Here is a 25,578-nt window from a genome sequence, read left to right as displayed (position 1 = left end):
CAGCGAGACATCTTTGTCAGTTCGAGCGTAGCGAGAAATCTTCGTCATTCTTCCCCACACACAGGATTTCTCGGGGGCTGGCGCGCCCTCGAAATGACAATGGGGTCGTATGACGGGTAGGAATTTTATGGTAAATAATAAAAAAACCGCTTGTCATTCATAGAATGACAAGCGAGTTCTGAAACAGTGTGCAGAATGTTAGATCATCATGCCTAACCCAACAAAGACAGCACTCGTCACCATTACAATCGCCACAGCGGCGATACGGGCCGCACGCCCATGCGCAGGGGGTAGATCGGCGAGGGCCAGATTAGCCATCATCACACTGATAATCATGAAAGCAACGAGAGCCAAAAATGGAATCTTGAGAAAACTCAAGACACCGGGAATATTAATATAATCGAAAGCACACGGTACCGCACCGGCGCAAGGGGCTGGCGGAATGATCAACATCACCATCAGGTAATGGTAGAGCGAAACCGCAATCCCACCGAGGGCCAACGGCAATACATAGAGATAGACCTTACGGTCGTCACGCCAAATCCCAACAAAAAGAATAACCGTCAGCGGATACATCAGAATCCGCTGATACCAGCACAATTCACATGGAATCCAGCGCAACACTTCACTAAAAAACAAACTACCTGTGGTCGCAATCATTGCTGCCAGGAGCGCGATATGGCGACAACTGAAAGTAAGCCAGTCGAGTATGCCAGCCGGAGCAGTCGTTATTGCCGACTCTAAGGATTGAGCGCGATTCATCACTGAACTCCACAAACTACTTTTCATCCTATCAACATTGTATCATCAAACAATAGCTGAATGATTGAAGTGATAACGAATAAAGAGTATACTTACTCCTATCGGGCATATAATGTACATGTTACGGTTGAATGATGCGAGAACGATGGAACGCAACTCAGGCTCGTTTACTCGCCGATATCGGCTCATTGCTCGTCTCGTTAAGTCGGTCTGAGGCGTTTCAACAGATTGCCCGTCGTCTTGTCCCCTTGTTAGGTGATTGGTGCATTATCATCATCCGTGATGAACACCACCAACCGCGTCGCGTTGCCGTAGTCTGTGCCGATCCAAGCAAGCAGGCGTTAGCTGCTCGACTTATCCAAGAGGCAGTTCTTCAAGAGACGTACTCGCCGCCGGTACAGGTATTGACTACCGGACAACCGCTTTTGCTGCTCGATCTCCCGGACGATTATAGTGAGAATCCGAATTTTTCGCCAGCTTACCGCGAGCTTGTACGACAAATCAAGCCTCGCCAATTGTTGACCCTGCCGATATGGGTACGAGATCGGGTGGTAGGAGTATTGGTTTTGCTCATTACCGCCCCCTCGCAGCGGCACTTTACGCAAGATGATCTCATCTTAGCTACTGAGATAGCTAAACGGCTAGCACTGGCCGTAGAGAATCTCTTCCTCTATCGCTCAATGCAGCGTCGTCTCGACCAATTGTTGCTCGTGCAACGGGTTGCCGGTTTAGTCAATTCAGTATTGCATACCGAAAAGCTCTGCCAGTTAGTCGTCCAGCAGTTGCACGGTACCTTTGGGTATCATCTGGTAAGTATTTACCTGCTCCAAGACGGTGTATTACGGCTGCAAGCGGTGGTCGGTTACGATCAGGTATTGCCGGTCATCCAGTTGCATGAAGGGGTAGCCGGGCGAGTAATGCGCACCGGTCAAGCTGAGTTTGTGCGTGATGCAACGGGTGACCCTGATTTTATTGAGATGTGTCCGGGAACAACCCAATGTATTGTGGTACCGTTGCGCCACGGTGAGGCGAAGCTTGTCGGTGTGATTATTGTCGAGTCACTCGGCAATCCTGCACTTGATAACGAAGACTTCTTTTTGCTCTCATTACTGGCCGATCAGATTAGCATAGCTCTGATCAATACGATGTTGTTTGCCCGCATGATAGAAACGTTTGAGCGGTTTCGCTCTCTGATCGAACTGGCCGGTAACGCGATCATTTGCCTCAATCCGCAGTTGCACATCACCGAATTCAATCGTATGGCGGAACAGCTCTTTGGGCGCATGCGCAGTGAAATGATCGGAGCCGATTTTGTAACAACCCTCTTGTCGGAAGCCGAACGACCGCTGTTTGTAGCGTTGGTGCGTGAAGTTAAGCAGGGTGAGAGTACTCAATCGTTTGAAACAACCTTTTGCACGGCAGATGGCGAACGTTATTTGAAGTGGACGGTGACATGTCGACGACAGTTGAACGGTGAACTTGCCGAATTGTTACTGGTCTGCCAAGACTTGACCGAGCAGCGGGAGATGACAGAGGAGTTGCTGCGGTATGAGCGCCGTTTGCAAGACCTTGAGCGGTTAGAGAGCTTGGCGATAATGGCGGGTGGGATCGCACACGATTTTAACAATCTTCTCAGTGTGATTCAAGGTAATGCTCATCTTCTTAAAGATACCGCGGCAGTACCGAATTCAGCCGATCACTATTTGCAAAATCTCCTTACGGCAACGCAGCAAGCCGGCGAATTAGTGCAGCAATTGTTACGGTTTGCGGCTGCCGATCCAGTTGAATTACAGCAACTTGATCTGAACCGGTTGATTGAGGAAGCGATACCGGTCTTGCAAACTATGCTGAACCGTCCCGCTGTGATACGGCTCGATCTCGATCCGGCCTTGCCACCAATTCGGGCCGACCCGGTACAGATTCGACAAGTGCTGTTGAATCTCGTTATGAATGCAGTTGATGTATTACCGGAGCGTAACGGTGACATTTGCATACAGACAGCCTTGCGAGAGATAGGGGTAAGTGAATTCACCAATTTCATCTCTCCCCACCAGCTCACTTCTGGTGAGTATGTGACAATGGCAGTACACGATAACGGGTGTGGAATTAATCCAGCACTGCGGCAGCGGATTTTTGAACCATTTTTTACTACAAAAGTGCGTGGGCATGGATTGGGATTACCGAGTGTCCTGAATATTGTTCGCCAGCATGGCGGTGCGATTGAAGTCAAGAGCCGACCCGGAGAAGGGAGTACGTTCACCGTGTTGTTCCCACCTTGGCAGCCACGCACCGCACAAGGGGTGCTACCGATACCTGTTGCTAGTAGCGAGCCACCGTGCGTCTTGGTAGTTGACGATAACAACGATGTTCACTCACTCATCGAACGGCTGTTGCGTCATGCCGGGTATCGTGTGCAGGCGGTGGTCAATGGCAGTGAAGCGCTGCAACTCGTGACACAAGGGCAGGCAATTGCGTGTGCTTTAGTTGATATTACGCTCGCCGACATCAGTGGTTATGAAGTTTGTCGTCAGATTGCCGAACGCAACCCATGCATCCCCTTAGCATTGATCAGTGGGTATCCGGTGGAAGCAGCGAGTATTGGTGAGGTATCGGTGGCTGCAACGTTACAAAAGCCGTTTCGGGCACAGGAGTTATGGTCGGTGGTGCAGCGATTGATCGAGATCCGGGCCGAGTTATTGAGAAAACAGAGATGCTAGCAATTTATCAGATGACGTTTATTGACATGTCTTGGTGGCAACGGTATAGTAAAGTGTCAGACAAAAGAAAGATGGTAGGGGAGGAGGTTTGGGTGTCGGTCCAGCAGCCTTTCAATCCAGCACACGAACACGGTTCAAAAGAAGTTTTGGCATCAGCGATGCCCGATGCTGTGGACTGGCCAGATCAAGCAGTTCAACCACCGGTATCATCACGGCGTGCGTTCAAACGGGCGCAGCACAGCGCATGGCAGATTGTAAAATGGTTGCTCTTGATAGCCCTTTTGAGTGGGGGGGGTGTCATCGGTGGGATGCTGTACTTTGAACGCAACTATACCGGTCGCATCCTCCCGAATGTTACCGTGCATGGTGTACCCGTTGGAAGTCTCACCCGTGAAGAAGCTCGGGCAAAAATTGAAGCTCATTTTGCACCGTTCTTGGCCCAGCCGGTCATGTTGACCTACAGTGGTCGTACATGGACACCGACACTTGCCGAGTTGGGTGCCGAACTAGCGATTGATGAGGCGGTTGACAAAGCCGTTGCCGTTGGTCGTGGTCACGATCTGTTCACCAATCTACAGCAGATCGGTGCAGTGTGGCAGCGTGGACTGGAGTTACCTTTACATCTCTCCATCGACCAAGATGCCCTCCAACGCTACCTACTCGAGCGGGTTGCCGAGGTTGAACGTCCGGCGGTGGATGCGCGACTCGTGCTGCACGAGACAACGGTGCGGGTGGAGCCAAGTGCCGTCGGTCGGCAAGTGTTGGTTAATGACACACTCCACGAGATAGTAGCTGCTCTCCAAGATCTCAATCCCGATACGATAGCGTTGCGCACGCGCACGTTAGAACCGGCATTGCGTGACGATGCGGCGATTGTAGCTCAAGATCGCATTGCAGCGTTGCTGGCCGGGCCGATCACGCTGCTCATCGATGGTCGGCCATTTGTGTGGTCACTTGATGAGTTGGCGCGGATAGTGCGAGTTGAGCGCATTCCCGATCCGGCCGGTGATCGACTGGTGGTGGGCATCGATCACGAACTAGTACGGGCCAAAATCCGTGAGATCGGTGATGCTACTGAAGTAAAAGGTACGTATCCTCGGTTGAACTGGAACGATGGGCGTTTAGAGATCTTTCAAGAGGGGAAACCAGGACGACGGATCGATGAAGAGCAAGTGTTTGCCGCCGTGTTGGACGCCCTGACAAAACCGGCCGAACAGCGCACGGTCACTGTGGCATTCCGTGAGATCGCACCGCCGATTACCGCTGCGAATCTCGATCAGTTGGGGATTACCACCTTGATCGGTGTTGGTCGCAGTGATTTTACCGGTTCGGCGGCCTATCGCGTTACTAATATTCAGGCCGGGATGCGCTTATTGCATGGTGTGTTAATTGCCCCGGGTGAAGAATTCTCGTTCAATCAGACAGTTGGTCGGATCGATAGTTCAAACGGTTTTGTCGAAGGGTACGCGATTATCCAAAATCGTACCCAATTGGAGTGGGGTGGCGGGATTTGTCAAGATAGCACCACCATGTTTCGGGCGGCATTTTGGGCCGGTTTACCGATTACCGAACGGTGGGGGCACTCATTTTACATAAGTTGGTACGATCGCTATGCGTTTGGACCCTATGGCGATGGGCCGGGTATGGATGCAACCATTTTTACCGGTGGCCCCGATCTGAAGTTTCTCAACGATACCGGCGGATGGATTTTGATCCAGACGCTCGTAGATACGCACCGGCATTTGGCTGAGGTGCGATTGTATGGCCCGGACACAGGCCGAAAGGTGTTGCTAGAAGGTCCGATTATCACCAATCGCACGCCACCACCGGAAGAACCGGTCTACGTTGCGTCACCGAATCGGCCGGTCGGTCAACCACGGCAAAGTGATACAGCTCGCGGTGGTATGGATATTCTCTTTACGCGAATTGTGCTCGGCCCCGATGGCAAGGAGATCGAGCGTCGCCAGTTTGTGACGCGATTTAAACCGTGGCCGAATATCTTTGAGTACAATCCGGCGGATCTAGGGCCAGATGGCAAACCGTTGCCGACACCAACCCCACCACCTGAAGAGTTACCACCGCCAGAACAGCCACCGGTTGAGCCGGCACCAAGCGTAACCGAGTAAAACGCCAGTTGGGGCAATCATCAAGATGGTTGCCCCAACTGATTACTTTTGATACGGTTATCTCAACAGGGTGACAAGCGACGGTGCGGTCGAACCAGACTCAATCTGCACTGCGGTTAAGGAGAGCGGTTCACCCCATACATGAACGAGCGCTTCCGCAATTGCTTCCGGATCACCGGTCGTGAAGCAGCGTAGCGTTCCCTCACCGTGGGGAAGCCCAATTCGTTCGGCGATGCGAGCAGTTTGGGCAGCAACGGCCGGTCCGGTATCGATAATCGTTACCTCTGGACCGGCGCACGCTCTAATAAGTTGGGTCAGTGGGGGGAAATGGGTACATCCCAACACGATCACATCTGCATCAGTGGCAGCGGCAAGGTGGTTAGCGATGAGCGTTTTAGTGTATTCATCAGCAACTGCACCGGCCTCAACCTGCTCGACTAAATCAGGGCAAGCCAGCGCATAGACTTCGACCTCAGCGGCATAGGCATTGACCAGCGCACGAAAGCGGTCGCTGGCTAAAGTACCGCTGGTCGCCATTACCGCCACTTTGCCGCGGCGCGTAGCAGCGACCGCTGGTTTGACGCCCGGTTCCATCCCTACTACCGGCACCGGCAACGTACTGCGCAACACTTCAATCGCGGCGGCCGTCGCTGTATTACAAGCGACCACCACGATCTGTGAACCCTGTTCGACCAGCCATTGTCCACAGGCAAGAGTACGCGCACGTATCTCCTCAACCGGACGTGGACCATACGGGCAATAGGCGCTATCGGCCAGATAGAGGAGATCGGTGGTTGGCAATCGTTCACGGATAGCCCGTGTTACCGTTAGTCCACCGAGACCGGAATCGAAAATGCCAATCATACGACATCAAGCTCGCTGCCATTGCCGGCACGCAGCAACAAAATCGGTAAAGAGGGCGCGCCAGCGCGGTTCACTAGTATCCCAGAGATGTTCAGGGTGACACTGAACGGCCAACAAGTAATGATCGTCGGTCGTCTCAAATGCCTCAATAATTCCATCAGGGGCATAAGCGACGGGGCGCAAACCGGGAGCGAGAGTCTTGACCGCCTGATGGTGCATCGTATTACAGCCAATGTGTTCGGTGGTCAAGATGGTTGCCAAGCGTGAGTCGGGGACGATAGTCAACGGATGGGTGAGTTCGGTCCAGGCACGAGTACGGGTATTGGCGCGATGATCGAGTGTGGTAGCGACCTGAGAAGGAATATCCTGGTAGAGTGAGCCACCGAGTGCAACATTAATCACTTGCAAGCCACGGCAAATACCGAGCAGCGGTTTACCGTCAGTAGTGGCCCAGCGTGCGAGCGCCAACTCAACCGTATCGCGTTGTCGATCAACTGTGCCGAGGTGCGGATGTGGTTCTTCACCGTAATAGGCCGGATCGACATCATCGCCGCCGGGCAACAGAATACCGGCGCAGCGATCATACAGGAATCGGATTACGTCGAGGTCATCGGTAAGGTAGATAATCAGTGGAACGGCGCCGGCTGCTTCAAGGACACGCAAGTACGTAGGACGTACTGCCTGCAACTCGCGGTCATCAGCGCCTACACTGCTCGACATGAGCGTGATACCGATGAGGGGACGTTGTGAGTGTATCATCATTTGGTTATCTGTTCAGGCTGCTCGGCTTTGGCGGTGCATATCACGGCAACTTTCAACGAAAGCCGCAAAGAGGCCCTGCCAACGTGGATCGGTCTCAGCTTGGAGGGCTTCAGGATGGCATTGCACACCGACAATAAACCGAGTATCTTCGCTTTCAAGGGCTTCAATCACGCCATCTGGCGCCCACGCGACGGCGCGTAGTCCGGGGGCCACGCGGCGGACTGCCTGGTGGTGGAGCGAATTGATCATCAGGTCGGTTGTCCCCAAGAAGCAGGCGAGGCGGGCATCGGGAGCGATGGTCATTGTATGGGCCAGAAACGTCCAATCCTCGCGCGCATACGACTCGTTATGGTCGATGGTTGATCCGATTTGCGAAGGAATATCCTGATAGAGCGAGCCGCCGAGTGCGACATTAATCAACTGGACACCACGACAGATACCGAGCAACGGTTTATGATCGGCGGTGGCCCAGCGTGCAAGGCGCAATTCGGCCATATCACGAGGCAGATCGATCACACCTAGTCGCTCGTGAGGTTGGTCACCGTAGTGATTAGGCGATATATCGCCACCACCGGCGAGGAGCAACCCATCCAGACGGTCGTAAATGGTGCGCAGCGCAGTTGCGTCGAGCAGTGGTGGGATGAGTAATGGTACGCCACCGGCGCGCAGCACAGCATCAACGTAGGTTTTGCGGTGACCATAAGAAGGTGGGCACCAGTCGCGGTCGTGGAAAGTACCGCACGATATTCCAATCAGAGGCGTCATGCGCGCTTCCTCCATCGTAGCGATTCGTTATTATGAGTGCGCATTATAACACAAGACGCTTGTGAATCATCGGTCGAGAGGTTGATTAAGCCCGTTCGGCAGCAACCGGGAGCGCAATAGAGAAGGTACTCCCTTGACCAACTGTACTCTCAACCCAGATGTGCCCACCGAGCAACTGCACCAGTGGTTTAACAATCGACAGACCGAGACCCGTTCCACCGGCTTCTACTTTAAGCGGGTTTTCGGCGCGGAAGAAGCGGTCGAAAATGCGCGGGAGATCTTCAGGGCGAATCCCCACACCGGTATCACTGATACTGAGCAACAAATAGCGGTGATTCGTATTCAGGGTACTGCGCACCGGTTCAGGAAAATCAACATTCAGAATTTCGCGGACGGCAATGGTGATTTTGCCACCGGCAGGAGTGTACTTTACGGCATTGAGTAGCACGTGATAGAGGATTTGGTGTAAGCGCATTGCGTCGGCCCGGATGAGTGGTAAACCGGGCGGAATCGAAATAGTCAATTGATGCTGGCGTTGGCTAATGTGCGATTGTAATTCGGCAATCACACCACTTAGCGCCTCGGCAAGATGGAGTGAGCGCCATTCGAGGTGAATACTACCCGACTCGATCTTGGTAATTTCGAGCACATCGTTGATAAGGTTGATCATGCGCTCGGTATTATTGTAAATCGTATTCACAAACTCGCGTTGGGTGTCATTCAACTGACCAAGACCACCCATCGCCAACAACTGGGTAAACCCTTTGATGGCTGTCATTGGGGTACGTAGTTCGTGCGACATCGTGCCGATAAACTCATTTTTCATCCGGTCGGCCTCGACCTCGCGGGTAATATCACGCAGTACCAGCAACGCACCGAGGGTACGGTCATTTTCGTTGAGCACCGGACTCAGTGAAACATTGATCGTCGCATTCCCAATTGTCGTAGTCGTCGAAAAGGTGCGCGGTGTGCCATCGGTGGTCAACGGCCGACGAAAGAGTTCCTCGAGCGGCAAGTCCGCGGCGTGGGTGCTGAGGCAATGCTGAATCAGATCGTGCATATTCCAGAGCAGGAGTTCTTCCATCGGACGGTGCAAAATGCGACCGGCTGCCTGATTCACACTGAGGATACTACCGTTGATGTCGCATACCAGTACACCATCGAGCAGGCTTTGCAGGATGGCCGTAATCTGGCTCGTCTCACGCTGTTGACGTTCGAGCAATTCAGAGCGCCGGTTCGACTCATCGATAATCATCCGGTACAGCTTCGCGTTGTTGATCCCAATCGCGATGGTACCGGCGCAGGCGTTGAGCAACCGCACGTGCCCTTCGTGAAAAAAGTTGGGGCGCGAATGGGAGAGGGTCATCACACCGAGCACCTCACCCTGCACGAAGAGTGGGACCGCGATCATCGAGCCTTCACGCTTGCGGTTACTACCGGGTATCGTTACCCACCGATCGTCTTGTTGCACATCGTTCACCAACACCGTCTGCCCGTGTTGAGCGGCCCAGCCGGCAATTCCCTGTCCAATTGCAAAACGAACCGTATTATCCGGGGTGACTTTCCGTCCCAAAATAGCCCGTGTTGCCAGCAAGCTCGGTGATTCCTCCTCGGTGAGTAAGATCGAGGCATGTTCAGCTTGCACAATATGTGCCAGCATTTCGAGCGAATTATTCAAAATAAGGTCAAGATCAAGCGAGCGATTTACTTCAGAGGCAATCGCGTGGAGGGTCGCGAGGCGATCTTTCTCCTCCTCCAATTCGCGTGTTCGTTCGGTAACGCGCTGCTCAAGTTCGGCGTTGAGGGTCCGGATCGTATGGTACAAATCGGCATTCTGCAATGCAATTGCAGCTTGGCTGGCGATGCTCTGCGCCAAATCCTGCATAAAGCGTAGATCGAGCGGATTATGCCGCTCTTGCAGGGTCACTGCACCGATCACCCCTTCGCCACCGGTCATTGGAATCACCAGCACGCTACATCCGGCTAAAAGCCATTGATGGCTGGGATCGGTTGGTGCAGTCGGCCAAAACATGCCAGACGTACCGGTAAATGCAGCCTGGATCACCGGGTTGGTCTCCGGTAAGACATACCCGATTGAAGGCCCTTCGGTGCTCCCACGACAGGCAACTACTCGGAACCGCCGGTCGCTATCGGTCAGCCAAAGGGCAACGTGATAAGCATCGGTGAGGCGGTGTAGGCTATCGATCACGATCTCGATCAATGCATCATGGTCGAGCGTTGCCGAAAGACGTTGTGAAATATCGTTCAGCGCCTTGAGTTGCAGGGCACGATGGTCGGCGGCGGCTGAGGCAGCATCGAGACTAGCGGCAATAAATTCGCGCTCATGGATCAATTGGTTCGTGTGTTCCGACCACACCTCGGCCAGGATTACAAGTGCGTGCTCAAACAACTGGGCGAGCGAATCGATCGTAGCCGGATCGGCATTATCGTGCAGCAGGGCTGTGCGTGCAATCCGATGCAACTGATTGAGATGGCGCACAAGCGTGGGCAAATCAGCATCGCTTTGATCGGCGATCAACTCGCTGAACAACGCACGGAGCGATTGGTCATCGCCATTCGCCGCAGCAGTGAGCGCACTAGCAAACCGTTGAGGATCAAGGTAGGACAGAATCGCCACTGAACCTGTTGTGACATCGTGTAGATGAGACCACCATTGCAACAGATTGTTCTGCTGCATTTGTAACCAGTGGCTTAAGACGTGTTTCATATGTGCGCCAGGAGGCTTCCGTTATTCACAGCGTACCACCACAACGGTTGCGTCATCGTTCTCTTTGCCGAAGCGGGTCAGGATTTCTTCAGCAATCTGCTGTGGCGGTTGGTGTAGATCGGGTAGCGGTTCGGTAACAAACCGACTGGTGATGCCATCACTGTATAAAACGAAAATGTCTCCCGAATTGTAGGTGTACGTGAGCCGTAGGAGTTGGGGTAAACGATAACCAACAATGCCATTTTTCGAGATCGGTTTAATCACGAGGTTGCTATGCACGTGGACGCCGATATTACCGACACCGACGAATTCTGCCGTGCGGTTACGGTCGTCGAGTCTCAGCAGCGCCATCACCGCACCACGGCTACCGGAGAGGGCGCGATCGACACGTTGCATCAAGTCATTTAGATCAAGGTTTGGATGGCTCTCTAATACGGTGACTGCACGGCGGGCTGCGTCGGCAGCCGCTTCACCACCACCCAACCCGTCGATCACCGACACAAGCACCTGATCGGTATCGTATGGTAAGACAAGATAGGCGTCACCGCTCACATGCTGGCCTAGTTTTGGGCGCAGCGCCGCTCCCCAGGTAATCGTCATACTGCCTCATCAACGGTGGCTTGTTCGCCATTTCACCGCCCGGACCGTTGTTCCAACGCCGGGTGTCGAATCAATATAAAAATCATCCATCAACCGGCGTACTCCGGGCAAGCCTGCACCGAGCGAGTTGGTTGTGCTAAAGCCATCACGCAAGGCCAGCTCGACATCGGGGATACCGGGACCGGTATCGCGTGACTCTACGGCCAGCCCGATCTTGGCGGGATCACGATGAACCTGGGCAAGCGTGATCTCCCCGCCACCGGCGTGACGAATCAGATTGTGCGCCAGTTCGAGAATGCAGATTTCGATCCGAGTACGGTCGGTCTCACTAAATTGTAGTTCGTTAGCGAGTCGGCGACCGGCACTCAGCGCAACATAGATATCTGCTTCACGCTGAACGCGAAACGTTATCGATTCCATACCCTTCATTATACCGGAATTGGAGAAAGGGGGTGTAACCATACAACTACTTTACCCGACGTGGTAAGCGTAATTCGGCACTATCCATCACGATCGTGACCGGGCCATCGTTGACGAGGGCAACCTGCATCATAGCACCAAAGACGCCGGTAGCAACCGGGATGCCGTATGTACGTAGCGCTGTGGTGAACGCATCGACCAGAGGGGCAGCGATTTCGGGTCGAGCAGCAGCGGTAAAACTCGGACGGCGGCCCTTGCGGGTGTCGGCATAGAGGGTAAACTGTGACACGACCAGTGCAGCGCCACCGGTATCGAGCAGCGAGAGATTAAATTTGCCTTCTTCATCGCTAAAAATACGAAGATGGGCAATTTTTTCGGCAAGGAGCGCAACATCGTCGCGCGTATCGGTCTGGTTGACACCTAATAGAATCAGGAGACCGGGGCCAATCGCTCCGACAACTTGACCGGCTACCGTCACCGATGCTTCAGTGACGCGCTGAATGACGGCACGCATTATTCCTCCTCAACTGGGACGGCAAACACCAGGCGACCGGTCTGGGTTTGGTGAATGCGGGTCACAATCACTTCAATCGTTTGCCCGATCAGATGACGGGCATTTTCTACGATCACCGGGGTACCATCATCGAGATAACCAACCCCTTGCTGGCGCGTATTACCTTCGTTGCGAATCAGCACGTGCAGTCGTTGGTCTTGCATAACCGGTGGGCGGAGGGCATCACTCAACTGATTCATATTCAGGACAGTTATCCCTTGCAGACCGGCGACCCGATTGAGATTGTAATCGTTGGTGATAATCGGGCAGTGATATTGGCGCGCCAATTCGATCAGTTTGTCGTCAACCCGCAGGGCATCGGGTAGATCGTGGTTGATAATCTCGATAGGCAGAGGTGACGATTGCTGCATCTGATTAAGCAACTCAAGCCCACGACGTCCCTTTTGGCGGCGGAGATCGTCGTTCGAGTCGGCCAATATCTGAAGTTCGGTAAGAACAAACGAAGGCACCAAGAACATTCCCTCTAAAAATCCGGTACGGGCGACAGCAGCGATGCGACCGTCAATGATTGCGCTCGTATCGAGCAAGTACCGACGTTGAGGTGTTTCTGGCGCTATCGGCGATACCGCTTCAGGCGAAGGTTTCGCTAGTGGAGTGGAAGCCGCGCGTTGTTGACGGAAGAGAGCGATCAACTCCATCAGGTCACGTTTACGCAAATACAAAATCGATGCACCAAAGTAGACAAAGATCGCAGTAACGATAGTGGGTAAAACGTTACCGTAAGGTGCGGGCAATGTAGATAATGGAACAGTTGCAAAGACGCCGGCGAATAGACCGAACATACACCCCATGATCACCAATATAACGTCGCTGAGTGGCACCGTGCGGGCTTGGCGAAAAAGTGAGCGAAGCGGATTGATAATTAAGCGCTGGGTGAGAATGAGGCCAATCGAACCACCGGCGATCGTGAGGAGTGCCGTTGCCCAAACCTGCTCTGCATTCGGATTGGGGCCTGAAAGAGTACGGCCTAGCAAAAAACCGAGATAGGCCATCCAGCCGAAGCCGAGCCAACGCACGATAAAGTCGAGACTCAGTCGCATGGCTCACCCTTAATCGGTTTCAGTCTGCGATGCATTAGGTTTGCGGGTGAGGAGTTCAACGGCTTCAGTCAGCGAGCGCACCAGCGTGATTGTCAAGCCGGGGGGTGTTTCGAGCGTCGTATGGGACGGTACCACTGCGTGGCGGAAGCCGAGTTTGGCCGCTTCGCTGAGGCGACGATCGATCTGGCTCACGCTACGCAATTCTCCCGATAGCCCAACTTCACCAAGACAGACCACGTCGGGATCGATGCGCTGATTGCGGTATGAAGAGGCAATTGCCAATGCCACGGCGAGATCGGCAGCCGGTTCACTAATCCGTAGTCCACCGACAATATTGACGTACAGGTCTTGATTAAACAGTGGTAAGCCAACCCGCTTCATCAACACGGCGGTCAGCATCAGCAACCGATTCAGATCAAAGCCATTGGTCGTGCGGCGAGGTTGGGAATTGGCTGTATGAGAAGTGAGGGCCTGCACTTCAACCAGCAATGGGCGAGTCCCTTCGAGGGTCACGGCGACGGTGGAGCCGGGACTGTGGGTATTGCGTTCGGCAAGAAAGACTTGTGATGGGTTGCGTACTTCGCGCAACCCATCACCGGCCATTTCAAACACTCCAACCTCGTTGGTGCTCCCGAAGCGATTCTTCACGCCGCGCAAGAGACGAAATTGGTGAAATCGATCACCTTCGAGGTAGAGCACGACGTCGACAATATGCTCCAGTACGCGCGGGCCGGCAATTGCCCCTTCTTTAGTAACATGACCGACTAGCACTATCGGAATCGCCGTCTCTTTCGCCAGTTGCATAAGGCGCAGCGCACCTTCGCGGACTTGCGAGACACTGCCGGCAGCGCTTGTCAATTCGGGCAGGTAGATGGTCTGGATCGAGTCGACGATCACCAGACGTGGGCGCAAGGTACGGATGTGCTCGATAATCAAATCAAGCGATGTTTCGGCCAATACGAAGAGGTCATCAGCGGTAAGACCAAGGCGTTCGGCCCGCATACGGATCTGTTGAGCCGACTCTTCGGCGCTGACGTACAGGGCCGGGCCAACACTGGCGGCAAAATGGGCGGCCACTTGGCCGAGTAACGTCGATTTTCCAACACCGGGATCACCACCGATTAAGACGACTGAACCGGGAACTAACCCACCACCGAGGACGCGGGCGAACTCTTCAGCGTAAACAGGTAATCGTTGAAAATCGGCCAGTGGAATATCGCGTAGGCGCGTGGGTTGGTTCTGGCCGAGAACAGTCGGGCGACCGGTACCGGTTGCGCGCGCAGGAGCGATCAATTGCTCAACCAAACTATCCCATGCACCGCATTCTGGGCATCTGCCCATCCAGCGACTCTGCTGAGCACCACACTGTTGACAGACGAAGATAGTACGTATTTTTGCCATATATTCATTATACCACCGCGCTTGCTCACCGATGGCATGTCCAGGTAATGGGGGCTTCCGGTGGCGGAACGGTCTTGGTACATTATGTTTGAGCCGGCGATGATTGAGCAAGCGCTAATGAACTTAGCCCGATTCGGCTACTCATTGCGAGGAGCCAGAAGCTCATCGCCAAATCAGGCCAGAAATAGAACGCATCGACCGATCCATGCACGAGTGCCCCGGTCATTGTTGCGGTAATCCCAATAGCGAGTGGTAGGGTAGGGTAGCGAACTGCGGTACGGATCATACACCACGTAGCCCAGCCTAACCCGATGAGCAGCAGGGGGCCGCCTCGCAAGAGGAGATCGAGGATCAGATTGTGCGGATGGGGAGTGTAGATCTCGTTGGTATTCGTCAGGGTCGGATCGATGTAACGAGGATAGACAACGAGAAACTGATCGAGTCCTATCCCCAGCGGATGATCGACCAACATTGCGAACGCAGCACGCCATGTGGCGAGGCGAATAGTGCTGCTACCGGTCATGAGACTAAGCCGTTCGATACCAATGGTAAGGCCAGCTCCGGCTGCGAGAACGATGACGACGCCACCGGCGATCAGCGACAGGCGACGATAGCGCGGGGGTGTGGCGAAAAAGAGTAGTACCCCGCCGGCGACGATTGCGCCGAGATATGCCCCACGGGAAAATGAAACGCCAAGGGCAGCGAGGCTAAGGATTGCGCAGGATGCCAACACCATTGCCAACCAACGTCGTTGCCGCTGCCATGCAGCCCACGCCAGTGCTGCCGCTAACGGCCAGACCCGACCCATCGCCAGACCGAGGTTGTTGGGATGACCGTAGAAACCGGTGGCGCGTATCACACCTTCGGTGGCAATCAGGTCTTCGCTATACCCGATTTTGACACCGAACAACGGTACAAGATTGATCCCGCCGGCTTGAGCAAGCGCTACCAGTGCCGAGATGGCGCCGGCAGCGATCCAGCCGATAAGAGTTGGCGTAATAACGGCGCGACCTTGCCGTTCGTGCCACCAGAGGAGGACAGCAAACAGCAGCGGTTCGACGATCATCCAGCGCAGCTCACGCAGAGCGGGGCCGCGTGCTTCGGCAATCAGCACACCCCATACGCCGGCGAGCAAGACGAGCAACGCAGGTGTGAGTGCGATGAGGGTGGTTCGCGAGCGGAGGATGGTAGGATTAAGGTACAGGAGATGTGACCGGTCGCGTACCACCGTCGCAATGGCGGCAATGAGCAAGACTACTTCGTGGAGTGGCAGATAGATGCCGCTCTCACGAATGCCAAATCTGGCGTCAAACAGACCTTTCGGCAAAAAGTAGAGTGGCACCGTTATAGCTACCCAACGCACGGTAAGTGCAGGATAGGCAATAGCTAAACCGATAAACGGTAGGAGACCAAGCATCGTGAGCGGGAGTTGTGCCGAAGCGCGATAGGCCACTGCGAGGGTGAGACCTTGGGCGAGAAAGATGATCCATTCGCGCCAATGGGCAGGGAGCGTTTGCCAACGCATCAGCAGATGATCGAGCACGTGCAAGGCCGTGCGCATTGTCAGCGCAGCAGTCGCCGCTAAAGCCACAATTAGCACCAACGGCCCGTAATCGGCAAGCGGACGCCATGGCAAGCTCCGCACCACGACAAACTCGGTTGGCGGCATACCGCCACGCAGTTCGAGGGTATGCACCGCATCGGGTAAACCGCGCAGCGCGTGCCCCGCTAGTTCTACCGGTGCACCATCGAGCAATGCCGCTGCCGGCGCGCCGCCACGCAACTCGATGTCGGTGCCGGCAAATCGCACCTGCCAGCCATCAGCAGTGCTCGTCACAGCGGGGTGATCCCAGCGATGCACGCCAACGGCAGCAACCGCGGGAGATTTGACATAATCGCGCAGAATGGCATACGAAGGCAAGGGCTGCCAATCGCGGCTCACCAGCGCAAAGTACGGGGTGGGATCATCAGGATGCGGCTCGGCATAGCCGCCGTAGCGCAACATCCAGACATTCATCACCCCCATCCACGGCCACTCGCGGCGGGCGCGCTCGATTTGGGCTGTGAGATAGGCGCCCTTAGTCGCTTCATCCACCGGCGGTCCCCAGACAAAGCGACGCTCAGGCGGTATTCGATCCGGCGCAGCGTTATAACCAAACTCGGTGACCCAAACCGGTGTTGCCAGATCGCCGTGGCGCTCCATCACCTCGCGCAGCAGCACTACCCGGCTGACATCGTTGCGGGTATCGATGGGACGATCCCAGCGCCAATTGTCGCGTCCGCGCAAAAAGACGTAGCGATGTTCACTCGGTGGTTGGCCGAGGCCATAATTCTGTGCAGCCATAATATCGAAATAGGCTTCGCCGCCAAGCCGATAGATTTCATCGAGGTACTCCAACTCGGTCATTGGCGCCCGCGGATCAAGGCCATCGGTGGGAGCTAGACCGGGGAAGATCACGACTGCATCGGGGTTAGCCGTCTTCACTGCTTCGTAAGCAAGGCGGAGCAGCGCGAGAAAATCGGCAGGTTTGGGTGTTTGCCAACCCCATTCATTCTTGAGATTCGGCTCATTCCAAATCTGAAAATAGCGTACTTGTCCGCGATAACGCTCAACGAGGATGGCGAGAAAGCGGGCATAATCGGCCAGATCATCGGGTGGAGCCATCGAGTTGCCATCGATGGCCAGGCCGGCCTGAAATTCCGGGGTCGAGCATGCAGCGGCGCAAGCCCACAGGGGAGGCCGGTCGACGCGCATAATCAACTCGATATCGTGGGCCACCGCCGAAGCAACGATCCGGTCATACTTCGCCCAACTCGACACCACACCGATCGTCGCCGCGTTACGGTGGTCGGTAAAATCACCGCGGCCGTGAATCTCGATGTCATCCCACGGTACCTGCATACGGGCATAGCGTGCACCGAGATCGCGGGCAAAGGCGAAGGTTCGGTCAATAGTGGCGGGATCGGGTTCGAGATGAAGGTTGAACAGATTGACACCGAGGGTGGGGCCGTTGCTGTATGGGAAGGGGGCCGCGATAGGCGAACGTTCGGCGACACCGCGCAAGGAGGCATTGTCAACCCAGACGGCAACGCCGAGCACAGCGACAAGCAGCGCATTGAGAAGAGCAAGCCAGCTAAAGCGGGTCAGTGCAGTACGCATAGCGCAGAGAGTATAGACGGCGAGCGGAGCGGTGTCAAGGCGGGACGCTATTGCTGAAAGGCATCGTTTTCGCTGAAGGGGGAGATTGCTTCAGGGGCGGGGCGCGCCACTGCGCGGGGTGGCCCTACCCTTGCAGTGACAGATGGGCTGCTTCCCACTGCGCGGGGTGGCCCTACCCTTGCGATGACCTTCAAGGGTAAACAGAACGTATGAGCGCAGATGTGGTTGATGGCTTTGGAAAGCGTCGTTTTGCCTTCACTCCCGGCTTCTCTCCTACTGGCGCGAAAGAGGGGAGCGTAGCGCCGGGCGTTGCGGCATCGCACAGCGATCAATCAATGGTTGTGCTCGGCTACATGTTTTTTTCATCCCTCAACCTCTGTTGCGAGGCGTTGTGCTGAAGAGGGAGATTGCTTCGGTTGGGCGGTGCCAGCCCTGCTGGATGCTGCCCAACCGAAGCAGTGACAGATGGGGGTGTGATGGCGCGTCGTTGGCAGTGGTGGAGCGAGCTGTGGTGCGGGCGGGAGGGATAAGCTCAGCATGGTTCGCACTGAAGGAGGGGATTGCTGCGGGGGCAGGGCGTCTGAATCCAGTGACATTGGGTTGCAATGGTGCAGTATATGATGATAAAATATCATGGGTGTTCATTATTTCTGCTGAAGCTATAGGATCCAAATATGTCTTCGTCTTCCCAAGATTGGCCCAACATAACGTTCAGCGGTCATGAAACCTTTACCCCGCGCAGCAATTGGCTCAAGAAAGCTTTTGATCTCCTCCAAGACATTCCCGATCTATTTCGTCGGGATGATGCGTTTATATTGCTCGGTGTTGGCAAAAATATGGCGCAGTCAATCCGCTTTTGGGGTCGAGCCACCGATCTCTTCGAGCGCACCGAGACGGGCGATATGCGGGCGACTGAATTGGGTGCAGCGCTGTTAGCGGATAACGGATGGGATCCGTTTCTGGTTACGGCAGCGGGGCGGTGGCTGTTGCACTATCAAATCGTTTCTAACCCTGATCGGGCATTTACATGGTATTACACGTTTAATCTCTTAAAAAGAGGAGATTTTACGGTCAAATCACTTCATTCAAATATTATTGATTTCATAAACCAGAAAATAAATAAAATACCATCAGAAAATACATTAAATAGAGATATTGAATGCATGGTGCGTTGTTATGTGCGCACACCGGCCCGATCACGTGCGCAACCGCTCGAAGAGGTATTGCATTGCCCGCTCTTGGATTTGAACCTGATACAGGCATTGCCCGAACAGTCAGGCTATCGATTGGCGAGCGGCGCGCGGCCTGACCTGCCTAACGCGCTTGTAGCGCTTGCTGCGTTCCGGCAAGCACGTTGGCACCAACGAGCAACGCTCTCGTTCAATGATCTGGCGTATGGCGAGCGTTCACCCGGACGCATCTTTCGGCTTGATGAGGATAGTTTACTCAGTCGCCTCTTCCTGTTAGAAGAGGTTACAGGCGGTATCGCGTCGTATAGCGACAGCGGCGGTATTCGCCAAGTCATCTGGCGTGATTTGAGTCAATCTCAACTTGCGTTCAAGCTGATCGAGTCTGCCTTTGCCTCAGAAAACACCTATGCCTAATCTGATTTCAGTTGCAGCGCGTTTTACGCGGTCTGTTCATATTCGCCATGATTTCCGTGATCTACGCCATCGGCTTGATGGTTATATTGTCACACCATTGGTTTTGCAAACAACCGCACGTATTGTTGGTGGCTTGCACCCTGAGAGCCGTGAACGCGCGTTCTCGATTACTGGCCCGTTCGGGGCTGGTAAGTCGGCGTTTGGCGTATTTCTCACGCATTTTTTGGTGCGTAATTCCAGCTCGCGCCGCACGCTGCTTCGTTCGCTGCATGTTGATGAACATCCATTGCCGCTTGATGTACCGTCGTTGGTACCGGTGTTAGTTCCGGGCAACAATAGCTCGTTGCGGCGTGCATTGGTGCAAGCGCTCGTCGATGCGTTGCGTACATGGCACCCCAACGTGTCTGAGCAACTGAGCCAACACATTGCGGAAGCGCTCCATGAACCGGCGCTCGATCCGGTGCAGACAGCGATGCTCGTTGAGCAGACGGCTCAGTATCTACGGGCACACAGTGATTATGCCGGCCTTGTGCTCATCATTGACGAACTTGGGCAGTACCTTGACTATGCCGCTCGCCACGATGATGAGCGCGATTTGTTTGTCCTGCAAACGCTCGCCGAAATGGCGGCGCGGAGCGGCGATGCGCCGGTGCTCGTGGTAACAATGCTGCACCAAGCATTTGAGCACTACACGGTGTATGCCGGTGCGCAGCGCCGGATCGAGTGGGCTAAGGTGCAAGGCCGGTTTGTTGATCTCGCGTTTCAAGAACCGCTCAGTCGGATGGTGCGTCTGATTGCGGCGGCGCTGCGTCCGGCGGGGACTGATCCGCTCCGTGAGCAACGCTTGCAGTGGGCCGAGCGAATGGTACCGCTGACAGAAGCTTTGGGGCTGCGTCCAGCCGAAATCGGCAGCCACGAATGGCGCCAGATCGTGGCCGACAGTTTTCCCTTGCACCCGATGACGATGCTGGCTCTACCCGGCATTGTGCGCCAATTAGCGCAGAATGAACGGTCATTATTCGCGTTTCTCGCTTCTGATGAGCCATGGGGTTTGCGCGATGTCACGAGGCAGGCGCCGGATGGTACCGTGCCGATATACCGTCTCAGTCATTTGTTCAATTATGTTGAAACAAACCTGGGTGCTCGTCTCTTTGCCCGCAGCCTTGGGCGACGTTGGGCTGAGTTGGTAGAGGCGCGTGCAGATTTGACAGGCGTTGATCCGCTGCTGCTTGATACATTAACGGTGGTAGGAGTGTTAGGGGTGCTCGAACGCGCTGCCGGCATGCGTGCCTGCCAATCACACGTTGCGTTTGCGCTTACCGATGATCCATCTGATCCAACAGTAGCTGCTGCGTTGGCAACGTTGCAGAAGCGCCAGCATATTATCTACCGGCGTTTCCGCGATAGTTTTGTGCTTTGGGAAGGGAGTGATCTTGATCTTGAGCTGCTGACACAACAAGCGCGCCGCACGCTCGCTGAGCGGTATTCGCTGTGCCAGCTTTTGATGCGGTATGCCGATACCACGCCACGGATTGCATACCGTCATAGTTATCGCACCGGTGCTACTCGCGCCTTTGCAGTACGCTATGTTGATGTGCAACAGCTCGCCGATACGATGACCGTACCAGCAGGGTTGGCCGGCGAATTGCTGTGCGTCGTACCATCTGATGAAGAAGAATTGAGCCGAGCAGAGCATTGGGCGTGCCATCCTGACCGGCGACAGGAAACGGCCCGGATTATTGTTTTGCCGTGCCATGTTCACGAAATGCGGGAAATGGCACTAGATGTAGCAGCATTACGAATGCTCACCGAGGAACATGAAGCGCTCGAGCACGATCGGGTAGCACGGCGTGAGATCCATAGCCGGTTGATCGAAGCTGAACAGATATTGCGCGATACGCTGGCCGAAGCGTATGGCGTGCAGAGTCGCTGGTTTTACGGCGGCCAGCACGTACCGGTGGCAAATGCGCGGCAGATCGATGATCTGCTTTCCAAGGTGGCTGACGAAACCTATCGGCTAGCGCCGCACATATGGAATGAGTTGGTCGGGCGAGATGCCATTTCCTCAGCGGCGGCCAAAGCGCGCCGGAATGTTGTGGTAGCAATGCTCGAGCAGGCAGACCAAGCGTTGCTCGGCATTCAAGGGTATCCGCCGGAACGGGCAATGTATGCCAGCATTTTGCAGCGTGGTGGGTTGCATCGCCAAAATGAGCAAGGTACATGGGAAATTGGCCCGCCACCGCCCTCCGATCCGCTTCGTCTATTACCGGTATGGCACGCCATTGAAGCCAAATTGATGGAGGCTGGTACGCAGTCATTGGCGCTTGCGGCGTTGTATACGTTGCTTCAGCAGCCTCCCTATGGCATCAAAGCCGGTATCATCCCAATCTTATTTGTCGCCTTCTATGTTGCACGCGCCGGTGAGATGGTCTTCTACGAACACGGGAACTATGTTCCGGTTCCTGATATGGCGATGTTTGAGCGTCTCTTAGCGCGGCCTGACTATTTCGCCGTTCGTCTTTGCCGAGCCGAAGGCATGCGTTTCGTCTTCTACCGCCAACTTGCCGAGACGTTTGCGCCACAAGCGTTAACGCATCAGGTGCAACCGGCGCTGCTAGCGGTGGCGTTGCCTTTGCTTCGTACCTATCATCAATTGCCGGCGTACAGCAAGCAAACGAAGCAGCTTAGTCCGCAAACTCAAGCGGTGCGGCAAGCGCTGCGCGAGGCGCGCGCACCTGATGAATTGTTGTTTGAACTGCTGCCGCTAGCGTTTGATGTACCGCCAGTTTCCGAGCATGCGTCCGTGTCGTTGGAGCAGATGCATACGTTCATCGAACAGCTCCGGCAGAGCATGCGTGAGCTGCAAGAAGCCTTTCCAAGATTGCGACGCACTCTTCTGGCGCGTACCATGCGCGTATTCGGGCTTAGCGATGATGGCGTCGTAGCGCACCGTGAATTACTGCAACGATACCAGCGCATTGCTGCTTTCACCAACGATACCCAATTGCACGCGCTCGGCGCCCGACTTGAGACAGCCGTGCCTGATGGTGAAGCGTGGGCATTGAGTGTAGCCGCGCTGGTCGTAAAGCGACCACCTGATCAGTGGCACGATGCTGATGTACCGGTGTTTCACGCGGTAATTGCCGATCTCGCCCGCCGTTTCCACGCTGCGGAAGAACTCAGTGTGACTGCGCCAATGTTGCCATCGTCTTCTCGTGAAGTGATGCGAGTCGGCATTACGAACGGCAATGGCGAAATGAGCCGTGTGATCCATCTCTCCGCGCAGAGCGATGTCCAACGCTTGCGCAGCGAGGTGCAAGCACTTTTACACCGTTATGCGCATCTCAGTACGGAGCAACAGCTCGGCGCACTTGCGGAAGTATTGCAGCAATTGCTGCTCAATGAGCAACAGGTAGCCTAAGGAGTCTTTATGCTGATGAAATCCGACGTGATTGACGAATGGGCAGCGCGCCCCGGACGCCATATTGTCAATTTAAGTGGCGGGAAAGACAGCACCGCGCTTGCCATCTTTTTACACGACAAAATTCCGTGCATTGAATATGTGTTTTGCGACACCCATAAAGAATTACCGGAGACGTATGAGTATCTTGACCGGCTCGAAGCGTTCTTGCAGCGACCCATCACTCGCCTAAACGCGCAGCGTGGCTTTGATCACTGGCTTACTATGTACGGCGGGATGTTGCCGTCAGCCCAAGTGCGCTGGTGTACGCGCAAGCTGAAGATTGAGCCGTTTGAAGCGTTTGTCGGTGATGATACGGTATGGAGCTATATCGGTATTCGCGCCGATGAAGGGCGTAGCGGGTATATTTCGACCAAGCCGAACGTTCACCCGGTGTATCCTTTTAAAGAATTGGGGATGACCATTGCCGACATTGAACGTATTCTCGAAACGAGCGGGTTAGGGTTGCCGGCGTACTACTCGTGGCGACAACGGAGTGGTTGTTTCTTCTGCTTCTTCCAGCGCACCGGCGAGTGGGTCGGTCTCAAAGAGCATCATTCTGAGTTATTTGAGCAAGCAAAGCGCTACGAGACGGAGCGCGGCGGTGAGCACTTTTATTGGCGACAGCGAGAAAGCTTAGCCGAACTCGAACGACCGGAACGGATTGCGCAGATTAAGCGCGAGTATGCACTGCGCCTTGAGCAAGAGCGCAAAAAGCGCCCGAATCGCCCGTTGATCGAGTTGCTTGGCGCTGTGTTGGATGCTGAAGATGATGAACGAGGTTGTGATATCTGTCATCTGTGAGGACGGCTTATGGGTTGGGTTAGCAATCGCTTTGTCGCCTTGCTCAATCGCTATACCACTGCATCGCCCGATCACGAAGCGGCGTTTGATGAATACGTTTCCAACGGACCGGAGCCGCCGGCAGGATCGTTGCGGCTGACAACCAAAATTGAACAGTTTCTGACCAACCGGTTTCGCCAACCCCACCCACCCTCAGTGATCCTAACCGGTAATGCTGGCGATGGGAAAACATATTTATGTCGGCAAATCGTGAACGTATTACGGGGAAAAGAACCAGAACAATGGGAGGTGTTGATCGATCAGCCGATTGAATACAATACCATGCGGTTTTTCATTGTAAAAGATTTATCGGAATTGAGCGAGGAGAAGGGTAAAGAAATTCTGCAACGTCTGAGTCAGACGTTGCAAACCTCGGATCTGCGTGATCGGTATCTGATAGCGGCAAATGAAGGTCGATTGCGGGATCTGATCAGCACTATTGCCGGTCACAAGGAGCTAAAGGAGGCCGTTCAAACTCAGCTTGATCAAGGGCCGGCTTATCATCAGTCTCTCATTGTCCTCAATTTGAATCGCGTTGCAACTTCGACCTTTGTGCCGGCAGCGTTGGCGTGGATGACTAATCAGCGCAATTGGCAGGACTGCGACGAATGCCCTGTCCGAGAGAAATGTCCTATTCGCTTCAATGTGACCCGATTAACTGCGCAATCGGTGCAACAACGTATCAAGATGTTGTACGAGTTGCTTGAGCGAAGCAACGAGCATGTCACTATTCGGGATATGCTCGTTCACTTGGCGTACACCATTAGCGGTGGGTTTGATTGCTCTCAAGTGCAACAACAGGTGCAAGAGCGCGAAGATATGTATATGTCGCGTCTTGCATACTATGAGAATATCTTTGGGCGTGACGACGATGTAAGCTTTCGCCAAAAATCGCATGTTGCGCGCTTGCTGCATCGGTTCAACATTGGTTCGCAATCGATCTTTGCCATTGACGAGTTTATTATTAACGGCGGCGAAACGATTGCGGAGCAACAACACCAAGCAATATTTGGCGAGACGGTTGATCTGCACTTCAAAGCGTTTCATCAGGCGCGCTGGGCTTATACCGAAGGCATTGAGAGCGAACGTGACCAAGCGTTGTTACGGTGGCTGCCGCATTGTCGGCGTAAACTGTTCTTCGAGCGCAATCATCCAGATGATCAGCAGCTATTACCGTTTCGCTACTTTTCCATCTATCAACGACTGCTCGATCAACGGCAAGGCACACACGAAGGTATCGTTAGCCAGTTGATCAAAGGTCTCAATCGGGCATTCTCACGCCTCTATTTGACGCAGACCGAGCAACTTCGGGCCAATGAAAGACTGTACATTACTACCCAATATGTTCATAGCGTCAATCAACCGCATCCGATCGTGTTACTGACGTTGCCGATTGAAAATATTAGGCTTACTGTGAACACAACTAGTGATCAACACCTTGATCTACCAGAGCGCTCCCTCTATCTCCATATTACGCCGCCACCGATCCAGCGTCATGCTGAGCCAGTAGAGTGGCCATTAAACATCTTGCTCTTCGAGCACCTGATGCGTATTGCCGACGGCTGTCACATCTCGATCTTGGCTGACGAATGCGAACTCGAGGTACGTCGGCTGAAGAACGTCTTGATTCAACAATTCACTACGGTTGATACTTCGGCCAACGAAGTGGCATTTTTTGTGCCGGCGCGCCACCGTTACGAGTTGCGCCGGTTACGGATCGACGAACAAGGACGGCTGGCTATTAGCTGACCG

At 54.4% G+C, this 25,578-nt stretch carries 17 protein-coding genes; 6 read left to right on the top strand and 11 right to left on the bottom strand.

The genetic code is table 11. From position 1 onward, the window contains the following. Positions 1–198 precede the first annotated feature (198 nt). Positions 199–762 (bottom strand): disulfide bond formation protein B, encoded by a 564-nt coding sequence (locus ACP5OT_RS14670; protein ID WP_428112215.1) that lies wholly within the window; start codon positions 760–762, stop codon positions 199–201. Positions 763–896: 134 nt separating this feature from the next. Here ACP5OT_RS14670 and ACP5OT_RS14665 point away from each other — a divergent pair, with 134 nt between their 5' ends. Further along, a complete protein-coding gene (locus ACP5OT_RS14665; protein ID WP_428132551.1) occupies positions 897–3,479 on the top strand; it encodes a GAF domain-containing protein in 2,583 nt (860 codons plus the stop codon). 158 nt (positions 3,480–3,637) lie between these two features. Next, positions 3,638–5,605: a VanW family protein gene (locus tag ACP5OT_RS14660; protein ID WP_424677339.1), complete on the top strand. Its 1,968-nt coding sequence runs from the start codon at positions 3,638–3,640 to the stop codon at positions 5,603–5,605. 57 nt (positions 5,606–5,662) lie between these two features. Here ACP5OT_RS14660 and murI read toward each other — a convergent pair whose 3' ends face one another. From murI to ACP5OT_RS14610, 10 genes are all read right to left on the bottom strand, one after another. After that, on the bottom strand, positions 5,663–6,469 hold the full coding sequence (gene murI, locus ACP5OT_RS14655) for a glutamate racemase (RefSeq protein ID WP_424677338.1): 807 nt from the start codon (positions 6,467–6,469) through the stop codon (positions 5,663–5,665). Positions 6,470–6,475: 6 nt separating this feature from the next. Beyond that, the gene (locus ACP5OT_RS14650; protein WP_424677337.1) at positions 6,476–7,231 is read right to left on the bottom strand and encodes a gamma-glutamyl-gamma-aminobutyrate hydrolase family protein; all 756 of its coding nucleotides are present in this window, start codon (positions 7,229–7,231) and stop codon (positions 6,476–6,478) included. A 12-nt stretch (positions 7,232–7,243) separates the two neighbouring features. Beyond that, positions 7,244–7,996: a gamma-glutamyl-gamma-aminobutyrate hydrolase family protein gene (locus ACP5OT_RS14645; RefSeq protein ID WP_424677336.1), complete on the bottom strand. Its 753-nt coding sequence runs from the start codon at positions 7,994–7,996 to the stop codon at positions 7,244–7,246. Between the two features lie 85 nt (positions 7,997–8,081). Next, positions 8,082–10,724 (bottom strand): GAF domain-containing protein, encoded by a 2,643-nt coding sequence (locus tag ACP5OT_RS14640; RefSeq protein ID WP_424677335.1) that lies wholly within the window; start codon positions 10,722–10,724, stop codon positions 8,082–8,084. Between the two features lie 21 nt (positions 10,725–10,745). Next, entirely contained in the window at positions 10,746–11,324 is a 579-nt protein-coding gene (locus ACP5OT_RS14635; protein WP_424677334.1) for a SpoIIE family protein phosphatase, read from the bottom strand. A 9-nt stretch (positions 11,325–11,333) separates the two neighbouring features. Then, positions 11,334–11,744 carry an anti-sigma regulatory factor gene (locus ACP5OT_RS14630; protein ID WP_424677333.1) on the bottom strand — a complete coding sequence of 137 codons (411 nt, stop codon included), beginning with the start codon at positions 11,742–11,744 and terminating at the stop codon, positions 11,334–11,336. Positions 11,745–11,790: 46 nt separating this feature from the next. Further along, positions 11,791–12,258: a D-aminoacyl-tRNA deacylase gene (gene dtd, locus ACP5OT_RS14625; protein WP_424677332.1), complete on the bottom strand. Its 468-nt coding sequence runs from the start codon at positions 12,256–12,258 to the stop codon at positions 11,791–11,793. Further along, positions 12,258–13,358, bottom strand: a complete 1,101-nt coding sequence (locus tag ACP5OT_RS14620) for a PIN/TRAM domain-containing protein (protein WP_424677331.1) — start codon at positions 13,356–13,358, stop codon at positions 12,258–12,260. Before ACP5OT_RS14620 ends, dtd begins: the two co-directional genes overlap by 1 nt. 9 nt (positions 13,359–13,367) lie before the next feature. Continuing rightward, the gene (radA, locus tag ACP5OT_RS14615) at positions 13,368–14,759 is read right to left on the bottom strand and encodes a DNA repair protein RadA (RefSeq protein WP_424677330.1); all 1,392 of its coding nucleotides are present in this window, start codon (positions 14,757–14,759) and stop codon (positions 13,368–13,370) included. A gap of 82 nt (positions 14,760–14,841) precedes the next feature. Continuing rightward, positions 14,842–17,919, bottom strand: coding sequence for an O-antigen ligase family protein (locus tag ACP5OT_RS14610; RefSeq protein ID WP_428112208.1), 3,078 nt, complete (start codon positions 17,917–17,919; stop codon positions 14,842–14,844). 674 nt (positions 17,920–18,593) lie between these two features. On the opposite strand from ACP5OT_RS14610, the gene ACP5OT_RS14605 reads away from it, so the two are divergent. From ACP5OT_RS14605 to ACP5OT_RS14590, 4 genes are read left to right on the top strand one after another with little or no spacing between them, the layout of a single operon-like run. After that, positions 18,594–19,523, top strand: a complete 930-nt coding sequence (locus ACP5OT_RS14605; RefSeq protein WP_428132548.1) for a DUF4007 family protein — start codon at positions 18,594–18,596, stop codon at positions 19,521–19,523. Next, on the top strand, positions 19,516–22,944 hold the full coding sequence (locus ACP5OT_RS14600; RefSeq protein WP_428132546.1) for a hypothetical protein: 3,429 nt from the start codon (positions 19,516–19,518) through the stop codon (positions 22,942–22,944). Before ACP5OT_RS14605 ends, ACP5OT_RS14600 begins: the two co-directional genes overlap by 8 nt. Before the next feature lie 9 nt (positions 22,945–22,953). Continuing rightward, positions 22,954–23,787: a phosphoadenosine phosphosulfate reductase family protein gene (locus tag ACP5OT_RS14595; RefSeq protein ID WP_424676152.1), complete on the top strand. Its 834-nt coding sequence runs from the start codon at positions 22,954–22,956 to the stop codon at positions 23,785–23,787. Between the two features lie 9 nt (positions 23,788–23,796). Continuing rightward, the gene (locus ACP5OT_RS14590) at positions 23,797–25,575 is read left to right on the top strand and encodes a hypothetical protein (protein ID WP_428132543.1); all 1,779 of its coding nucleotides are present in this window, start codon (positions 23,797–23,799) and stop codon (positions 25,573–25,575) included. Positions 25,576–25,578 lie beyond the last annotated feature (3 nt).

The organism is Chloroflexus sp. (assembly GCF_049970315.1).
In the GTDB taxonomy this organism is placed as follows: Bacteria; Chloroflexota; Chloroflexia; order Chloroflexales; family Chloroflexaceae; genus Chloroflexus.
The sequence above is the reverse complement of the archived record's forward strand: the minus strand, read 5'-3'. Positions and strand labels throughout refer to the sequence as shown.

Excerpts from the sequence above, each read along its gene's own strand:
- ACP5OT_RS14670 (WP_428112215.1), bottom strand. The coding sequence starts at position 762 with ATGAATCGCGCTCAATCCTTAGAGTCGGCAATAACGACTGCTCCGGCT.
- ACP5OT_RS14665 (WP_428132551.1), top strand. The coding sequence starts at position 897 with ATGCGAGAACGATGGAACGCAACTCAGGCTCGTTTACTCGCCGATATC.
- ACP5OT_RS14660 (WP_424677339.1), top strand. The coding sequence starts at position 3,638 with ATGCCCGATGCTGTGGACTGGCCAGATCAAGCAGTTCAACCACCGGTA.
- murI (WP_424677338.1), bottom strand. The coding sequence starts at position 6,469 with ATGATTGGCATTTTCGATTCCGGTCTCGGTGGACTAACGGTAACACGG.
- ACP5OT_RS14650 (WP_424677337.1), bottom strand. The coding sequence starts at position 7,231 with ATGATGATACACTCACAACGTCCCCTCATCGGTATCACGCTCATGTCG.
- ACP5OT_RS14645 (WP_424677336.1), bottom strand. The coding sequence starts at position 7,996 with ATGACGCCTCTGATTGGAATATCGTGCGGTACTTTCCACGACCGCGAC.
- ACP5OT_RS14640 (WP_424677335.1), bottom strand. The coding sequence starts at position 10,724 with ATGAAACACGTCTTAAGCCACTGGTTACAAATGCAGCAGAACAATCTG.
- ACP5OT_RS14635 (WP_424677334.1), bottom strand. The coding sequence starts at position 11,324 with ATGACGATTACCTGGGGAGCGGCGCTGCGCCCAAAACTAGGCCAGCAT.
- ACP5OT_RS14630 (WP_424677333.1), bottom strand. The coding sequence starts at position 11,744 with ATGGAATCGATAACGTTTCGCGTTCAGCGTGAAGCAGATATCTATGTT.
- dtd (WP_424677332.1), bottom strand. The coding sequence starts at position 12,258 with ATGCGTGCCGTCATTCAGCGCGTCACTGAAGCATCGGTGACGGTAGCC.
- ACP5OT_RS14620 (WP_424677331.1), bottom strand. The coding sequence starts at position 13,358 with ATGCGACTGAGTCTCGACTTTATCGTGCGTTGGCTCGGCTTCGGCTGG.
- radA (WP_424677330.1), bottom strand. The coding sequence starts at position 14,759 with ATGGCAAAAATACGTACTATCTTCGTCTGTCAACAGTGTGGTGCTCAG.
- ACP5OT_RS14610 (WP_428112208.1), bottom strand. The coding sequence starts at position 17,919 with ATGCGTACTGCACTGACCCGCTTTAGCTGGCTTGCTCTTCTCAATGCG.
- ACP5OT_RS14605 (WP_428132548.1), top strand. The coding sequence starts at position 18,594 with ATGTCTTCGTCTTCCCAAGATTGGCCCAACATAACGTTCAGCGGTCAT.
- ACP5OT_RS14600 (WP_428132546.1), top strand. The coding sequence starts at position 19,516 with ATGCCTAATCTGATTTCAGTTGCAGCGCGTTTTACGCGGTCTGTTCAT.
- ACP5OT_RS14595 (WP_424676152.1), top strand. The coding sequence starts at position 22,954 with ATGCTGATGAAATCCGACGTGATTGACGAATGGGCAGCGCGCCCCGGA.
- ACP5OT_RS14590 (WP_428132543.1), top strand. The coding sequence starts at position 23,797 with ATGGGTTGGGTTAGCAATCGCTTTGTCGCCTTGCTCAATCGCTATACC.